The organism is Streptomyces sp. JN8 (genome assembly GCF_055808075.1).
Window position 1 is genome coordinate 3,675,667 of record NZ_CM147852.1, and the last position, 15,867, is coordinate 3,691,533.

At 73.6% G+C, this 15,867-nt stretch carries 14 protein-coding genes; 7 read left to right on the plus strand and 7 right to left on the minus strand.

The features are described 5' to 3' along the window. Positions 1-3: 3 nt before the first annotated feature. Positions 4-1,140, minus strand: coding sequence for an acyl-CoA dehydrogenase family protein (locus ACY0MR_RS15965; RefSeq protein WP_473561285.1), 1,137 nt, complete (start codon positions 1,138-1,140; stop codon positions 4-6). Beyond that, positions 1,140-2,342 carry an amidohydrolase family protein gene (locus ACY0MR_RS15970; protein ID WP_473561287.1) on the minus strand — a complete coding sequence of 401 codons (1,203 nt, stop codon included), beginning with the start codon at positions 2,340-2,342 and terminating at the stop codon, positions 1,140-1,142. The genes ACY0MR_RS15965 and ACY0MR_RS15970 overlap by 1 nt, the downstream gene beginning before the upstream one ends. 143 nt (positions 2,343-2,485) lie before the next feature. Here ACY0MR_RS15970 and ACY0MR_RS15975 point away from each other — a divergent pair, with 143 nt between their 5' ends. Further along, positions 2,486-3,994, plus strand: coding sequence for a class I adenylate-forming enzyme family protein (locus tag ACY0MR_RS15975; RefSeq protein WP_361853788.1), 1,509 nt, complete (start codon positions 2,486-2,488; stop codon positions 3,992-3,994). On the opposite strand, the gene ACY0MR_RS15980 is transcribed toward ACY0MR_RS15975, so the two are convergent. Further along, positions 3,972-4,397 carry an STAS domain-containing protein gene (locus ACY0MR_RS15980; protein ID WP_361853785.1) on the minus strand — a complete coding sequence of 142 codons (426 nt, stop codon included), beginning with the start codon at positions 4,395-4,397 and terminating at the stop codon, positions 3,972-3,974. The genes ACY0MR_RS15975 and ACY0MR_RS15980 overlap by 23 nt on opposite strands. Before the next feature lie 179 nt (positions 4,398-4,576). Here ACY0MR_RS15980 and ACY0MR_RS15985 point away from each other — a divergent pair, with 179 nt between their 5' ends. Beyond that, positions 4,577-5,158 (plus strand): sigma-70 family RNA polymerase sigma factor, encoded by a 582-nt coding sequence (locus ACY0MR_RS15985; RefSeq protein WP_361853782.1) that lies wholly within the window; start codon positions 4,577-4,579, stop codon positions 5,156-5,158. Beyond that, positions 5,155-6,414: a maleylpyruvate isomerase N-terminal domain-containing protein gene (locus tag ACY0MR_RS15990; protein WP_388792550.1), complete on the plus strand. Its 1,260-nt coding sequence runs from the start codon at positions 5,155-5,157 to the stop codon at positions 6,412-6,414. The genes ACY0MR_RS15985 and ACY0MR_RS15990 overlap by 4 nt, the downstream gene beginning before the upstream one ends. Positions 6,415-6,436: 22 nt before the next feature. Here the strand turns inward: ACY0MR_RS15990 and purU are convergent, their stop codons facing one another. Continuing rightward, positions 6,437-7,288, minus strand: coding sequence for a formyltetrahydrofolate deformylase (gene purU / locus ACY0MR_RS15995; RefSeq protein ID WP_361853776.1), 852 nt, complete (start codon positions 7,286-7,288; stop codon positions 6,437-6,439). Between the two features lie 60 nt (positions 7,289-7,348). Next, entirely contained in the window at positions 7,349-7,795 is a 447-nt protein-coding gene (locus tag ACY0MR_RS16000; protein WP_361853802.1) for an SCO4402 family protein, read from the minus strand. Positions 7,796-7,987: 192 nt separating this feature from the next. Between ACY0MR_RS16000 and ACY0MR_RS16005 the strand changes: the two genes are divergently transcribed. After that, entirely contained in the window at positions 7,988-9,283 is a 1,296-nt protein-coding gene (locus tag ACY0MR_RS16005) for an ABC transporter substrate-binding protein (protein WP_388792548.1), read from the plus strand. 41 nt (positions 9,284-9,324) lie between these two features. Here ACY0MR_RS16005 and ACY0MR_RS16010 read toward each other — a convergent pair whose 3' ends face one another. After that, positions 9,325-10,794 carry a hypothetical protein gene (locus ACY0MR_RS16010; RefSeq protein WP_473561290.1) on the minus strand — a complete coding sequence of 490 codons (1,470 nt, stop codon included), beginning with the start codon at positions 10,792-10,794 and terminating at the stop codon, positions 9,325-9,327. A 123-nt stretch (positions 10,795-10,917) separates the two neighbouring features. Next, on the minus strand, positions 10,918-12,300 hold the full coding sequence (locus tag ACY0MR_RS16015; protein ID WP_473561292.1) for a transcriptional regulator: 1,383 nt from the start codon (positions 12,298-12,300) through the stop codon (positions 10,918-10,920). Positions 12,301-12,558: 258 nt separating this feature from the next. On the opposite strand from ACY0MR_RS16015, the gene ACY0MR_RS16020 reads away from it, so the two are divergent. From ACY0MR_RS16020 to ACY0MR_RS16030, 3 genes are all read left to right on the plus strand, one after another. Next, positions 12,559-13,245, plus strand: a complete 687-nt coding sequence (locus ACY0MR_RS16020; RefSeq protein WP_388792544.1) for a bifunctional DNA primase/polymerase — start codon at positions 12,559-12,561, stop codon at positions 13,243-13,245. Positions 13,246-13,321: 76 nt separating this feature from the next. Next, the gene (locus ACY0MR_RS16025; RefSeq protein WP_388792542.1) at positions 13,322-14,221 is read left to right on the plus strand and encodes an ABC transporter ATP-binding protein; all 900 of its coding nucleotides are present in this window, start codon (positions 13,322-13,324) and stop codon (positions 14,219-14,221) included. Then, positions 14,218-15,867, plus strand: a complete 1,650-nt coding sequence (locus ACY0MR_RS16030; RefSeq protein WP_392861754.1) for a transporter — start codon at positions 14,218-14,220, stop codon at positions 15,865-15,867. Before ACY0MR_RS16025 ends, ACY0MR_RS16030 begins: the two co-directional genes overlap by 4 nt.

Genomic DNA, 15,867 nt, shown 5'->3' on the forward strand with positions numbered 1-15,867 from the left:
GGTTCACCGGCCCTTCGGCAGGCCGAGGATGCGCTCGGCGACGATGTTGCGCTGGATCTGGGAGGTGCCGGCCGCGATCGTGTACGAGAGCGAGGACAGCCGGTCGAGGGTCCAGTCGCGGCCGAGGTCCAGGGCGTCGGGCCCGAGGACGGCGGCGGCGGCCTCGTACAGTTCCTGGCGGGCGTGCGAGTAGTGGAGTTTGAAGACGGAGCCGCCGGCGCCGGGCACCCCGCCCGTGGCCTGGGCCTCGCTGACGTTGGCCTGGGTGAGGCGCCACAGGGCCTGGAACTCGGCGACGAGCCTGCCGAGGCGGCGGCGCAGGACGGCGTCGTCCCAGGTGCCGTTCTTCCGGGCGGCGCGGGCCAGTTCGCCGAGGAGGCGGCGACAGGCGACGACCTCGCCGACGAAGGCGGTGCCGCGTTCGAAGGAGAGGGTGACCATGGTGACGCGCCAGCCGTCGTTCTCCTCGCCGACGCGGTTCCGTACGGGCACCCGGACCTCGTCGAGGAAGACCTCGGCGAACTCGGTGGAGCCGGCGAGCGTCCGCAGCGGCCGCACGGTGACGCCGGGGGCGTCCATGGGGAGGGCGAGCCAGGTGATGCCCCGGTGCCGGGAGGGCGCGTCGGGGTCCGTGCGCACCAGGAGTTCGCACCAGTCGGCGACCTCCGCGTGCGAGGTCCAGATCTTCTGGCCGGTGACGACGTAGGCGTCGCCGTCGCGGACCGCGCGGGTCCGCAGCGCGGCGAGGTCGGAGCCGGCGTCGGGTTCGCTGAAGCCCTGGCACCAGACCTCGTCGCCGCGCAGGACCGGCGGCAGCCAGCGGGCGCGCTGCGCGGGCGTGCCCTCGGCGGCGATGGTCGGGCCCGCGTGGAGGAGGCCGACGAAGTTGGCGCCGACGTAGGGCGCCCCGGCGCGTTCGGTCTCCTCCAGGAAGATCAGCCGCTGGGTCGGGGAGGCGTCCCAGTGGACGTCGGCGTATCCGGCGTCGTACAGCCGGCGCTGCCAGCCGCAGTCGTACGCCCGGCGGGCGGGCCAGTCGAGCGGGTCGGGTCGCGGCGGGAGGCCGGGCAGGGCGGCGGTGAGCCATTCCCGGAGCCGGGCGCGGTACTCCTCCTCCTCGTCGGTGCAGGAGAGGTCCATCAGGCGGTGCCCCGGTCGAGGTCGAGGCCGAGCATGCGGATGGCGTTGCCGCGCATGAGCTTGTAGACCGTCTCGTCGTCGAGGCCCCGGACGTGGTCGAGGGCGACCTCCTTGGTGTGCGGGAAGGTCGAGTCGACGTGCGGGTAGTCGGTCTCGAAGGTGGCGTTGTCGCGGCCGACCACGTCCAGCGAGGCGATCCCGTGCTTGTCGCGGAAGAAGCAGCAGAAGATCTGCCGGTAGTAGTAGGTGGACGGCGGCTCGGGGATCAGGTCGCGGACGCCGCCCCAGGCGCGGTGCTCCTCCCAGACGTCGTCGGCGCGTTCGAGGGCGTACGGGATCCAGCCCATCTGGCCCTCGCTGTAGGCGAGCTTGAGCGCCGGGAACTTCACCAGGACCCCGCTGAAGAGGAAGTCCATCATCGAGGCCATCGCGTTGTTGAAGCTGAGCGAGGCCTGGACGGCGGGCGGGGCGTCGGGCGAGGCGGCGGGCATCTGGCTGCTGGAGCCGATGTGCATGTTGACGACGGTGCCGGTCTCCTGGCAGACGGCGAAGAAGGGGTCCCAGTAGCCGGAGTGGATGGAGGGGAGTCCGAGGTGGGTGGGGATCTCGGAGAAGGTGACGGCCCTGACGCCGCGGGCGGCATTGCGGCGGATCTCGGCGACGGCGAGGTCGATGTCCCAGAGCGGGATGATGCAGAGCGGGATGAGCCGGCCGCCGCTGTCGCCGCACCACTCCTCGACCATCCAGTCGTTGTAGGCGCGGACGCAGGCGAGGGCGACCTCCTTGTCGTGCGCCTCGGCGAAGGTCTGGCCGCAGAAGCGGGGGAAGGTGGGGAAGCAGAGGGAGGCCTCGACGTGGTTGAGGTCCATGTCGGCGAGGCGCGCCCGGGGGTCCCAGCAGCCGCGCCGCATCTCGGCGCGGGTGATCCCCTCCAGGGTCATGTCGTCGCGGTCGAAGCCGACGGCGGCGATGTTGCGCTTGTACGGGAACCTGAGGTCCTCGTAGATCCACCAGTCGGCCGGCGGGCCGTCCGGGTCCATCGTGATCCGGTACTTGCCGCCGACGTAGGCGAGCTCTCCGATGCCGGCCGTCAGGGGCTGCGGTCCGCGGTCGCGGTACTTCTTCGGGAGCCAGGTCTCGAAGAGGTGGGCGGGCTCGATCACGTGGTCGTCGACGCTGATGATGCGGGGCAGTTCCGTCATGACCCCTCCATGTCTCTCATGGCTTTTCTGATGGACCGTCAGATCTGCCCCTCAGGCTAGCCCCGCACCCCTGGACCGACAAGCGCCCGGCCTCTACGCTCACCGCACGATCTGACGGAACGTCAGCCAAGAGGAGTCCGGTCATGGATCAGACCGCACACGCCCTGGGCGGGTCCCGCACGCTCTGGGAGCTCGTCGAGCGCCGCGCCGCCCTCACCCCCGACCGGCCCGTCCTCCTCCAGGGCGACCGGGTCCTCACCTTCGGCGGCCTGCGCGAGCGCGCCGAGCGCTGCGCCGCGGGCCTGTACGCCCTGGGGGTGCGCCCGGGCACGGTCGTCGCCTGGCAGCTGCCCACCCGCATCGAGACCGCGGTGCTCTCCTTCGCGCTCGCCCGCCTCGGAGCCGTGCAGACCCCCGTGATCCCCTTCTACCGGGACAAGGAGGTCGGCTTCGCGCTGCGCGAGTCCAAGGCCGAGTTCTTCGCCGTCCCCGGCACCTGGCGCGGATTCGACCACACCGGGATGGCCCGCCGGCTCGGCGCCCGCGGTGTCTTCGAGGTGTACGGCCCCGACTCCCTGCCGGACGGCGATCCCGCGACGCTCCCCCCGCCGCCCGCCTCCGGGACCGACGTCCGCTGGATCTACTGGACCTCGGGCACCACCTCGGACCCCAAGGGCGTCCTGCACACCGACCGCTCGCTCCTCGCGGGCGGCTCCTGCCTCGCCCACGCGCTCCGGCTCACCGCCTCCGACGTCGGCTCGATGGCCTTCCCGTACGCGCACATCGCCGGGCCCGACTACACGGTGATGCTGCTGCTGTACGGCTTCCCGGCCGTCATGTTCGAGCAGTTCGCGCTGCCCGAGGCCCTCGCCGAGTACCGGCGGCACGGAGTGACCGTCGCCGGCGGCTCCACCGCCTTCTACGCGATGTTCCTCGCCGAGCAGCGCAAGAACCCCGGCGAACCGGTCATCCCCACCCTCCGGCTGCTCGCGGGCGGCGGCGCGCCGAAGCCGCCGGAGATCTACCACGCGGTGCGCAGGGAGCTGGGCTGCCAGCTCACCCACGGATACGGCATGACCGAGGTCCCCATGATCACCATGGGCTCGCCCGACGACACCGCCGAGAACCTCGCCACCACCGAGGGCCGCCCGCCGGCCGGCATGGAGATCCGGATCACCCCCTCGGGAGAGGTGCGGCTCCGCGGGGAGGCCGTCTGCCGGGGCTACCTGGACCCGGCGGCGACGGCGGCGGCCTTCGACGAGGACGGCTTCCTCGTCACCGGCGACGTCGGACACCTCACCCCGAGCGGGCACCTCGTCCTGACCGGCCGTGTCAAGGACATCATCATCCGCAAGGGCGAGAACATCTCGGCGAAGGAGATCGAGGACCTCCTGCACGGCCACCCGGACGTCGGCGACGTCGCCGTCGTCGGGCTCCCCGACGACGAGCGCGGCGAGCGCGTCTGCGCCGTCGTCGAGCAGCCCCCGGGAGCAGGGCCGCTGACCCTGCCGGCGGTGACCGCCTTCCTGCGGGAGGCCGGCCTGTCCGTGCACAAGCTGCCCGAGCAGCTGGAGGTGGTGGCCGCGCTCCCCCGCAACGAGAGCCTGCGGAAGGTGCTGAAGTACCGGCTCAGGGAGCGGTTCGGCCGCTGACCCGGCGTCCGTCGCCGGCCCGCTGTCCGGGCAGCTCCGCCGCGGACGGCCCGGGATCCTCCGGCAGGGCGTCCGGCACGTCCTCGTACACCTCGAAGAGGCGCTGGACGCCGAGTGCGGCCAGGACCCGGGCCACGTGGCCGTCCTGCTCCTCGGGGAGGATCAGGCGCAGTCTGCCCCCGCAGGAGCGGAGCAGCCGGCGGGCCGCGATCAGCACCCCGACGCCGCTGGAGTCGCAGAACCGCACGCCGGACAGGTCGATCACCAGGTCGTGCCGACCGCCCGCCACGGCGGCGTGGACGCTGCGGCGTATCCGGGGCGAGGTGACCAGGTCCATCTCGCCCCGCACGCGGAGCACCGTCCAGGCGCCGTACTCGTTCTCGTCGACCTCGATCGTCGTCACGCCGGGCGCCTGCCCCCTGGGCGCGACCCGAAACCCGTGAATCCGAGGATGACGCGTTCCTTACCATCCGCGTCCGCGTCAAGGGCGAAGTTGCGGCAAACATGCGTACGCCGTCCGCCCGGCGCACTACTTTGGAGTACGGACGGAGAGCCGCCGGAGCCGGGAGGGGCGAGGGTCGCATGGCGATGGACACACCACCGCGCTGGGACCGCAGGATGCAGCAGCGGTTGGCACGCGGCGAGGCCGCCGCGCTCGGCGAGCTGTACGACCGGTTCGCCGCCCTGGTGCACAGCCTCGCCCACCGGGTCCTGGGCGACGACGACGCGGCCGACCAGATCACCCGCGAGGTCTTCGGCTACATCTGGGAGAACCCGGACGCCTACGACCCCAAGCAGGGGAACCTGCGCTCCTGGGTGGCGAAGCTGACGCAGCGGCAGGCCGTCCACCGGCTGCGGCAGGCGGAGACGACGGCCTACGCGGAGACGGGCCGGGGCTCGGCCGAGGAACTGGAGCAGAAGGTGCGGCGGGCCTCGGTGGCGGCCCGCGCCGACTACATCGTCACCTCGATGCCGACCCCGCTCCGGGCCGCTCTCGAACTGGCTTATTTCCAGCGGCGGGACTACCGGCAGACCGCGGCCGACCTCGGCGTCACCGAGGACGAGGCGCGCCGCCGGCTGCGCCTGGGCCTCCAGCTGCTCTCCTCCGCGAACCGCCCCTTCGCCGAGGGCGGCGGCCCGCCCGGCTACGGGCGCACGCGGTGACCCGGGCGAACGGCGACGACGGTGACGACGTCGCACGCGCCCCGTGGATACCGGGACCCCGGCGGTCGGCGGACGACCACGCCGACCTGACGGGCGACCCGGCCGGAGCGCCGGCGGAGGAGCCGCCCGGGGCGGAGCCCGAGCCCGAGGTGCCCGTACTGACCCACGGAGTGCTCAAGTCCCTGCTCGGGGCCTGGGCGCTCTCGGCGTGCTCGCCCGGCGAGACGCAGGCCGTCGAGGACCACCTGACGGCCTGCGCGCCGTGCGCGGACGAGGCGCTGCGGCTCCGGGACGCGGTGGCCCTGCTGCACGAGGACCGCGACCTGGACCTGGATCCGCTGCTGCGGTCCCGGGTGCTGGAGAACTGCCTGGGCCGGCGGCCGGCCCGCATCCCGGTCCCGGACTGGGTCACGCCCTACGACGCGGAGACGGCACGGCTCGACGCCCTGCTCCGGGACATCGGGGAGTCGGAGTGGCACGCGCCGGTCCGGCTCAAGTGGTACGAGGAGGGCCGGATCGTCCGCCGGAAGGCGACGGTCGCCGGGGTCATGGGCCACCTCCTCGCGGTGGACGGGCTCGTGTCGGCCGCGCTCGGTCTGGACGACCCGCTCGGCGCGGGGACCCCGGAGCTGTCGCCGTCGGAGCGGACGGACGCCTTCTGGTCCGGCCTCGACCGGCCGCCGAACCGCTCGATCCGCGGCCCGTGGCGGGACCAGAGCCACACGCTGATCCGGACGGTGGCCTTCGCCGGGCGGGGCGTCGCGGACCTGACGGTCACGTACAAGGACTTCGCGCTGCCGCTGCGGGACTCCCTGCTGGAGCGGGCGTTCGAGTGCTGGGTGCACGCGGACGACATCGCGAACGCGGTGGCGTACCCGTACGCCGCGCCGAGCGGTGCGCATCTGCACGGCATGATCGACCTGGCCGCTCGACTGCTCCCCGGCGCCCTGGCCAACCGGCGCCGCGCGGGGCTCGCCGCCCCGGCCCGCCACCTGGTCGCGGCGGGCGCACCGGGCCGCTCGCTCCATCTGGAGGTGGAGGGCGCGGGCGGCGGCCACTGGTACATCGCGCTGGACTCGCCGGCGGCGCTCGGTTCGCCGGAGCAGGCGGTGGCTCAGGTGGCGATGGACGGGGTCGAGTTCTGCCAGCTGGTCGCGGGCCACATCTCCCCGGAGGAGGCCGCGGCGGGACAGGACGGCGACCGCGAGGCGATCAGGGACGTCCTCTCGGCGGCGGCGTCGCTGAGCCGGCTGTAGCCGACGCGCCCGGTGCGCCTTCCTAGGCGAAGACCACCGTGCGGCGGCCGTTCAGCAGGATGCGGTGCTCCGCGTGCCACTTGACCGCGCGGGCCAGGGCCTGGCACTCCACGTCGCGGCCGATCGCCACCAGCTGGTCCGGGGTCACCTCGTGGCCGACGCGCTCGACCTCCTGCTCGATGATCGGGCCCTCGTCGAGGTCGGCCGTCACGTAGTGGGCGGTCGCGCCGATCAGCTTCACGCCGCGCGCGTGCGCCTGGTGGTAGGGCTTCGCACCCTTGAAGCTCGGGAGGAAGGAGTGGTGGATGTTGATGATCCGCCCGGAGAGCTGCTTGCAGAGGTCGTCGGAGAGGACCTGCATGTAGCGGGCGAGGACGACCAGCTCGACGTCCTCCTCGCGGACCAGGTCGAGGAGCTCGGCCTCGGCCTCCGCCTTGGTGTCCTTGGTGACCGGGATGTGCCGGAAGGGCAGCCCGTACGAGCCGACGAGCTCCTCGAAGTCCGTGTGGTTGGAGACCACGGCCACGATCTCGACCGGCAGCGCCCCCAGCCGCGACCGGAACAGCAGGTCGTTCAGGCAGTGGCCGAACTTCGACACCATGAGGACGACCCGCATGCGCTGGTCGGCGCGGTGGATCTGCCAGTCCATCTCGAAGGAGTCGCCGACCGCGACGAAGCTGGCCCGCAGCTTGTCGACGTTCACCGGGGCCTCGGCCGAGAAGTGGACCCGCATGAAGAAGAGCCCGGTGTCGCGGTCTCCGAACTGCTGACTGTCCTCGATGTTGCAGCCGGTGATGAAGAGGTAGCTCGACACGGCGTGCACGATGCCCTGCTTGTCGGGGCACGAGAGGGTGAGGACGTACTGGTCGGTCATCCCGTCAGCCTGCCACATCCGGAGCCGGGCGGTGACCCGCCGTCCGTCAGGCGGACCCCGTCATACGGACCCCGTCATGATGTGCAGCACGTCGAGGGAGCGCGGCGGCGTGTCCGGGTCCTCCCCGTCCGCCTGCGCGAGGCGTACGTGGGCCTCGCGGGCGGCCCGCACGGCCTCCGGCCACCCGGGGTGCCCGAGGTAGGCGGAGACGGGGGCGTCGGGGCCCACCTGGTGCATGATGCGCAGCACCCGGAGGACGGCGACGTCGACGAGGGCGGCCTCGCCGGTGTCGCGGAAGATCGCGCCGACGTACTTCTCGGCGGACCAGTTGTCGAGCCAGGTGTCCTCGACGAGGCGGTAGACGGCGTCGGTGACGTCGCCGTACCCGTCGAGGCCGGCCAGCCAGGTGGTCTCGTGGAACCCGGGGTCGGAGAGCATGTGCAGCGCCGAGCGCACGTTGCTGCGCCAGCGCCACCACGGCATGTCGTTGAGCGGCATGCCGCCCATGGTGGAGGAGCGACGGCCGCGACGGGAAGAGTTCACCGAACCGGAGACTGGACTGGACACCTTTCGATCGTACGTTCCCCTGTCCGGCGGCCGGACCCGCCCCCTCGTCGCCCCCGCAATTCACCGTCACGTCACCCCGCGTTGATCCGTGCTCACTCCCGCGTTACCCGTGGGGCGGAAATGTGCGTGTCCATGACCGGACGGCGACTGACCTCACTCCTCGCGTACGTCACGACCGCGACGGCCGGAGCCTCGCTGCTCACCGGGTGTGGCGTGCTCCCTGGAACCACGGGGGGTTCCAGGGAGCCCATCACCGTCATGACGTGGGCTCCCGACCAGACCCGTGCCACCAACATGCCCGGAATGCCCGCCATGGCCCAGACCTTCGCCCGCTGGGTCAACTCCCAGGGCGGCATCGACGGCCACGAGCTGCGCGTCCTCACCTGCAACGAGCACAACACCACCACCGGCGCCGCCGCGTGCGCGCGCCGCGCCGTCCGGGAGGGGGCGGTGGCCGTCGTCGGCTCGTACAGCCAGAACGGCCGCGCCTTCATGGCCCCCCTGGAGGCCGCCGGCATCCCGTACATCGGCGGCTACGGGATATCGGAGGACGAGTTCACCAGCCCGCTCTCCTACCCCGTCAACGGCGGCCAGGCCTCCCTCATCGCCGGGCACGGCATGCAGCTCGCCGCGGCCTGCCGCACGGTCTCCCTCGTCCGCCCCGACACCCTGGCCGGCGACAAGCTCCCCGAGCTCCTGAACTCGGGCCTCCGCAAGGCGAGCCACCGCGGCGCCGTCGACATCCCCGCCGTCGAGGACGCCGCCGAGTACACCGAGTCCGCCTCCCGGGCCAGGGAGAAGGCCGGCGACGAGAACGGCTGCGTCACCGCCGTCCTCGGCGAGCGCACCCAGACCTTCTTCGACTCCTTCCGCCGCCTCCCGGAGCAGGAGGACGGCGGAAGCGGCGGGGACGGCGGCGGGGACGGCGAGCGGACGGACGGCGTGCGGATCTCGTCCGTCCTCGGCAGCGTCGGCCAGCCCGTGATCGACCGCACCGGCGGCGCCCACAGCCCCTTCGAGGGCGCCTTCGTCACCGGCTGGTACCCGGAGGCGTCCGACGGGAGCTGGGCCCCGATGCGCAAGGTCGTCCAGGAGCACGCCTTCGCCGACAACCGGGTCGACCCGACCGACGCGGGCGTCCAGACCACCTGGATCGCCTACACGGTGCTCAAGGAGGTCGTGGAGTCCCTCGACAGCGACGAGGTCACGGCCACCCGGATCGCGTACGCCCTCGACCGGGGCGCGCGCATCGACACCGGCGGCCTGACCCCGGCCCTCCGCTGGAAGTACGAGGACCTGCTCGGCGCCCCGGGCTTCCCCCGGATCATCAACCGCGAGGTGACCTTCCAGGTGGTGCGCGAGGGGCGGCTGGTGGCGCAGCGGCCCGGCTTCGTCGACGTCGGCGACACCGTGCTGAGCGCCCCCTGAGGCCCTCCCCGCCGCGGATCGCGCGGCGGGGACCCCGCGGGCTACAGCTGGGTGTAGGCCCGCTTCTCCAGGCCGTACTTGGCGGCCGTCGGGTTCCACAGCGAGGCCGCCTGCTTCTTGGCGGCGGTGGCCTCGCCGCTCTTGGTGTTCGCCGCGGCCAGCTGCGGGGTCGAGCGGGCCTTGCCGCCCTTGCAGGCCTTCTTGGCCTTCATCTGGTCGCCCCAGGCCGCGTAGTGGTCGTCCGCCGCCGCCGAGGCCTCCCAGGCCTTGGTGAGCGCGGACGTCAGCGCCGGGTTGTCCGGGATCTTGTCGACCGACAGCGAACGGAGCCTGGTGACCAGACCCCGGCGCTGCTCGGCGGCGCCCCGCAGGTCGCTCGCGGCCTTGTCCAGGTTCTTGCACTGCTTGATGGACTCGACCGAGCTGATCACCGTGTCCCGGCTGCTGCTGCTGGTCGCGAGGAGCTTGCTCAGCTCCTGCGCCTGCGGCTCGGCCGGGTCGGCCGGCTTCTCGGCCGGCGCGGTCGTGGCCTCGCCGGACGGGGCGGCGGAGCTCCCCGCCACGGTCTCGGCGCCCTTCTTCGGGTCCTTGTCGTCGTCACCGCCGCTGAGCAGCGCGCCGGCGCCGAGGCCGACGACCGCGCAGCCGACGACGACGGCGGCGATCAGGGCGACCGGGGACTTGCGGCGCGGCGGCTCGGGGTCGCCGCCGTCGTCGTAGTAGGCGCCCTGGTACGCGTACTGCTGCGGGGGCGCCGGCGGCTGCTGGTGCTGCTGGTGCTGCTGCTGGTACGGGGCCGGGGAGGGCTGCCGGTAGGCCTGCGCGTGCGGCTGCTGCGGGGGCTGCGGCGTCCGCGGGGACTCCGTGCGGAAGAGGTTGTCGAACTCGGCGGGCGGCTGCCGCTCGCCGGGCTCCTGCGCCGGCACGGGGGCGATGTACTGGGTCGCGTCGGAGGCGCCCGCGGGCCCGGGGCCCTGCGCCTGGAGCGGGCCGGTGCCGAGGAACTGGGTCTGGGCGCCGCCGCCCTGCTGCTGCGGCGGCACCGGCGCGATGTGCTGGGTGGCCTGGAGGTCGGCGGCCGGGTGCGGATAGCCGTACCCGGGCCCCTGCCCGGCCTGCGGCATCGCGCCGGGCGCCTGCTGCGGGTAGCCGTAGCCCGGCTGCGGACCCGGCGCCTGGGGTATCCCGCCCTGCGCGGGCGGCATCCCGCCCGGGACCGGCGCGATGTGCTGGGTCGCCTGCAGGTCCGCGCCGCCGGGGGCGCCCGGCCCCGGGTAGCCGTAGCCGGGCTGCGGCGCGACCGGCGGCAGGTACTGGGTGGACTGCATGTCGGCGGCGGCGCCCGGAGCCGCCTCCGGGGGCAGGGGCTGTGCGGGCGGCAGGGGCTGCCCGCCCGGCGCTGCGCCGGCGGGACCCCAGGCGCCACCGTACGGCTGTGCTCCCCCTGGGGCGTTCTGCGCCGGGGGCACCGCCGGGTACTGCGGCTCCGGACCCTGTCCGTTCTGCGTCACCGGGACTCCTACTGATGGACCTACGGAATCGTCGGCTCACGCTACCGGGTGCGCCCGGGGCTCCGCACACACGTGTGAGCCCGGTTACACAACCTTCTCGGACGGCACCGCCCCCACCGGGGACTACGCGGCGTAGAGCTCCACCCGCGCCCCGAACTCCCGCACCACCGCCTCCCCCGCGTACGGCTCCAGGCGCTCCCGCAGGTCGTCCAGGTACTCCGCGCCCCTCGACGACCGCAGCGTGCCCAGCAGTTCGAGCGCCCGCGTGCCCGTGCGGCAGGCCTCCTCGACCTCGCGCTGCTGCACCTGGGCCGAGGCCAGCAGCGCCAGGCCGATGGCCCGGCGCCGCGCGCGCGTCTCCGGATGCCCGGCGATCGACTCCTCCGCCGCCCGCGCCGCGGCCTCCGCCTGCCCCAGGTCCCGGTAGCAGTGCGCCAGTTCGTCCGCCAGGTACGCCGCGTCGAAGTGGGCGATCCACACCGGGTCGTCGCCCGCCTCCGGATCGGCCTGCTCCAGCGCCCGTACGGCACGGCCCGCCGCCGTCTCGAAGGCGCTGAGGTCCCCGAGCAGGGCGTGCCCCCGCGCCTCGGCCGCGAGGAACATCGCCTCCGCCCGCGGCGGCACCTTCCCCCGCGCGCCCTCCTGCGCGGCCCGCGCCAACTGGGCGATCTCCCGCGGGTTTCCGAGCTGGGCGGCGAGATGACTCATGGAGGCGGCGAGGACGTACCCGCCGTACCCCCGGTCCCCCGCGGCCTGCGCGAGCCGCAGCGCCTGGATGTAGTACCGCTGGGCCAGCCCCGGTTCGCCCGTGTCGACCGCCATGTACCCCGCGAGTTCGGTCAGTCGGGCGACCGCGGCGAACAGCTGCCGTCCGACCGCCTCCCGGTATGAGCCGGACAGCATGCCCGACACCACGCTGTTGAGGTAGTGGACGACCACCGGACGCACGTGCCCGCTGCCGAACCGCCGGTCGAGGTCGACCAGCGCCGCCGTCATCTCCCGTACGGCCGCGACGTCCGCGCCCCCGACGCGCGCGCCCGCCATCCGGGCCACGTGCGCGTCCGGGCCCGTGATCAGCCAGTCCCGGCTGGGCTCGACGAGCGCGGAGGCCGCCACCGCGGAGCCGGAGAGGAAGTCCCGGCGGCCCACGTCGCTCCGCCACAGCTCGCAGACCTGCTCGATCGCGCCGGGCACGGTCGGCGCGAACTGGAGGCCCACCCCGGCCGCGAGGTTGCGGCCGTTGGCCATGCCGACCTCGTCGATGGTCACCGTGCGGCCCAGCTTGCGCCCGAGGGCCTCGGCGATGACCCCCGGCGCCCGCCCGCGCGGCTGCTGGCCGCGCAGCCAGCGCGCCACCGACGTCTTGTCGTACCGCAGGTCGAGGCCGCGCTCCGCGCCGACCATGTTGACCCTGCGGGCGAGACCGGCGTTGGAGCAGCCGGCCTCCTGGATGAGCGCCTGGAGCCGTTCGTTGAGCTGACGCGGAACGAGTGGCCTGGCTGCCATGAGTACCCCCTGAGGCCGTGCGGTGATCATCGGAGAACAGATCACTGCCCGGTGGATATCCGGTCAATGCCGATGTGAACACGCGAAACCGGACACGTCGGTTGCGGCTTCGCCACCGGCGCCCCCACCTCTCCGTACCCACCCCGGCTCCCCGGCCCTCCGCGCGCCCCCGCTCGTGCACCGATGCGCCCCGCGTGCAGGATCGATGCCTCACACCGCTCCGCGCCCTGGCCGTAACCCCAGGTGGCGGGGGAAGTTGTGTTCCACGTGGAAGAGACCATCGGAGTCACGGAAGCCGCACAGATCCCCCAGCAGCGCGGCGAGCAGCTGCTGGACAGTGCCGTGCGGTACGCGGAAGAGCGGCACTGGGACGTGTTTCCCGGGACCTGGCTGGAAGCCGTCGAGGGCCGGGAGCGCTGCTCCTGCGGGGCGGAGGCGTGCGCCCTGCCCGGCGCCCACGCGGTCAAGCCCGACTGGTCCACCCTCGCGACCGGCAGCGGCGTCGGGGCCCGGCGCATGTGGTCGAAGCAGCCGAAGGCCTCGATCCTGCTGCCGACGGGCCGCACGTTCGACGCGATCGAGGTGCCCGAGTCCGCCGGCTTCCTGGCGCTGGCCCGGATGGAGCGGATGGAGCTGACGCTCGGCCCGGTCACCTGCACCCCGGACCGCCGGATGTTCTTCTTCGTCCTCCCCGGCGCCGCGGCCAAGGTCCCGGACCTCGTCCGCAAGCTGGGCTGGGTCCCGGCCTCCATCGACCTCACCACCCGCGGCGAGGGCCACTACGTCGCGGCCCCGCCCACCCGCATCGGCGGCAGCGGCGCCGTCCAGTGGGCCCGGCGCCCCACCCCGGCGAACCGCTGGCTCCCCGACGCCGAGGAGCTGATCAGCGCCCTCGCCTACGCGTGCGGCCGGGAGGCCGCGGAGGCGCGAAGCCGGACGTCATGACCCTGGGTCCCCGCGAGTCCCGCCCGTAGGGTGGGGCCGGTAAGACGCACGGGGACGGACGAGGGGCAGACAGACCATGCCTGACCAGGCATTTGACGGAGCGTTCGACACGGCGGGAGCCGCACCGGGGGACGGTGCGGCTCCCGCCGTGCGCATCGAGGGCCTGTGGAAACGATTCGGCCAGCAGATCGCGGTGAACGGCATCGACCTGGTGCTGCCCGCCGGCAGGTTCATCGGGCTCGTGGGCCCCAACGGCGCCGGCAAGACCACCACGCTCTCGATGATCACCGGCCTGCTCCGTCCCGACCAGGGACGCATCCAGGTCGCCGGGCACGACGTGTGGGCCGACCCCGAGTCGGTCGCCCGGGTCAAGGCCCGCATCGGCATCCTGCCCGAGGGCCTGCGGCTCTTCGAGCGGCTGTCCGGCCGTGAACTCCTCGCGTACAGCGGCCGGCTGCGCGGGCTGCCCGGCGCCGAGGTCGACAAGCGCGCCGCCCAGCTCCTCGACGTCCTCGACCTCACCGGCTCGCAGAACAAGCTGGTCGTCGACTACTCGACCGGCATGCGGAAGAAGATCGGGCTCGCGGCGGCCCTCCTCCACAACCCGGAGGTGCTGTTCCTCGACGAACCCTTCGAGGGCGTCGACCCGGTCTCCGCGCAGACCATCCGCGGCGTCCTGGAGCGGTACACCGCCTCCGGCGCCACCGTCGTCTTCTCCAGCCACGTCATGGAGCTCGTCGAGTCGCTCTGCGACTGGGTCGCCGTGATGGCCGCGGGCCGGATCCGCGCCCAGGGCACCCTCGCGGAGGTACGGGGCGACGCGCCGTCGCTGCAGGCGGCGTTCCTGGAACTGGTCGGCGCCAACGGGCGCGCGGCCGCCGGGGACTCGCTGGACTGGCTGGGCGGCGGGACGGGAACGCCCGGCGGCACGGGTGACACCGGTGGCGCGGGTGCTCCGGGCGGGGCCCGGCGATGAGCGCCCTCCCCACCGCGACGGCCCCCGGCACCGCGAGCCCGGCCGGCCCCGTCCCCTCCCTCACCTCCGTCTTCGTCCGGCTCAAGCTGAGCCTGCTGCGCAACAGCCTGCGGCAGTCCGGCAGCCGCACGGCGGCGTACATCGTCTCCATCGTCTTCGGCGCGTTCTTCGCCGCGGCCCTCGTGCTGGGCTTCGTGCTCCTGCGGGGCAACGCGGACGCCGCCGCCGTCGCGATCCTGCTCACGGGGGCCCTCGCGCTCTCCTGGGCGGTGATGCCGCTGTTCATCCCGAGCGGCGACGAGACCCTCGACCCGTCGCGGCTCGTCATGCTGCCGCTGCGGCCCCGGCCGCTGGTCCGGGCGCTGCTCGTGGCCTCGCTCGTGGCCGTCGGCCCCGCCCTCACCTTCGTCCTGGCCCTGGGCGCCGCGCTGTCCGTCGCGCACGGCGCGGCCGGCACCGTCGTCGCCGTCCTCGCCGTACCGCTGACGGCGGTGACGTGCGTGGCCCTGTCCCGGGCCGTGGCCGCCGCCAACGTCCGGCTGCTCACCTCCCGCAAGGGCCGGGACCTGGCCCTGCTCAGCGGTCTCGTCATCGCCGTCGGCATCCAGGTGGTGAACTTCGGCGCCCAGCGCCTGGGCGAGGCGGGCGGACTGGAGTCGCTGAAGCCGGCGACGGCCGTCGTCGGCTGGCTGCCGCCGGCCGCCGCGATCGCCGCGGTCGACTCCGCGAGCCGGGGCGACCACGCGGTGGCCGCGGCCCGGCTGCTGCTCACCGCGGGCGCGCTCGCGGCGCTCGCGTACTGGTGGCAGCGGAGCCTCGTACGGCTGATGGTCGAGCCGGACGGGTCCACGATCGGCGCGGCGTCCGACGCGGCCGTCCGGGAGAGGTCCGGCGGGGGGCTGCTCGCCCGCATCCTGCCCGACGGGCGCACCGGAGCGGTCATGGAGCGCAGCCTGCGCTACCTGTGGCGCGACCCGAAGACCAAGGCCGGGGCCGTGACCTCGCTGGCGCTCGGCCTGATCGTCCCGCTCGTGAACGCGCTCCAGGGCACCGGCTCCATCTACTGGGCGTGCTTCGCGTCCGGCATGCTCGGCATGCTGATGTACAACCAGTTCGGGCAGGACACCTCGGCGTTCTGGATGGTCGCCCAGACCATCTCGACGACGGCCGACGCGTACGCCGAGCTCCGGGCGCGGACGCTGGCCCTGCTCCTGGTCACCCTGCCGTACGCGGTCTTCGTCACGGTCCTCACGGTCGCCGTCCTCGGCGAGTGGAACCGGCTCCCGGACGCCGTCGGCCTGGCGCTCGGCCTGCTGGGCGCGATGCTGGCGACGGGTTCGGTGGTCTCGGCCGTCTTCCCGTACTCGATTCCGCAGGACAGCGGCTACAAGAACGTCGCCCCGGGGCAGGGCGCCCTGGCGTGGATGTCGATCCTGGGCGGGATGCTCGCGGCCCCGCTGCTGTGCGCGCCCCTGATCGGCGCGACGATCTACCTGCACGTCTCCGACCAGCAGTCCCTGCTCTGGCTGCTGCTCCCGGCCGGCACGCTCTACGGCGCGCTCCTGGTCCTGCTCGGTCTCAAGGTCGCGGCGCCGCGGACGGCGCGGCGGCTGCCGGAGATCCTCGCGGCGGTCAGCAAGGGCTGA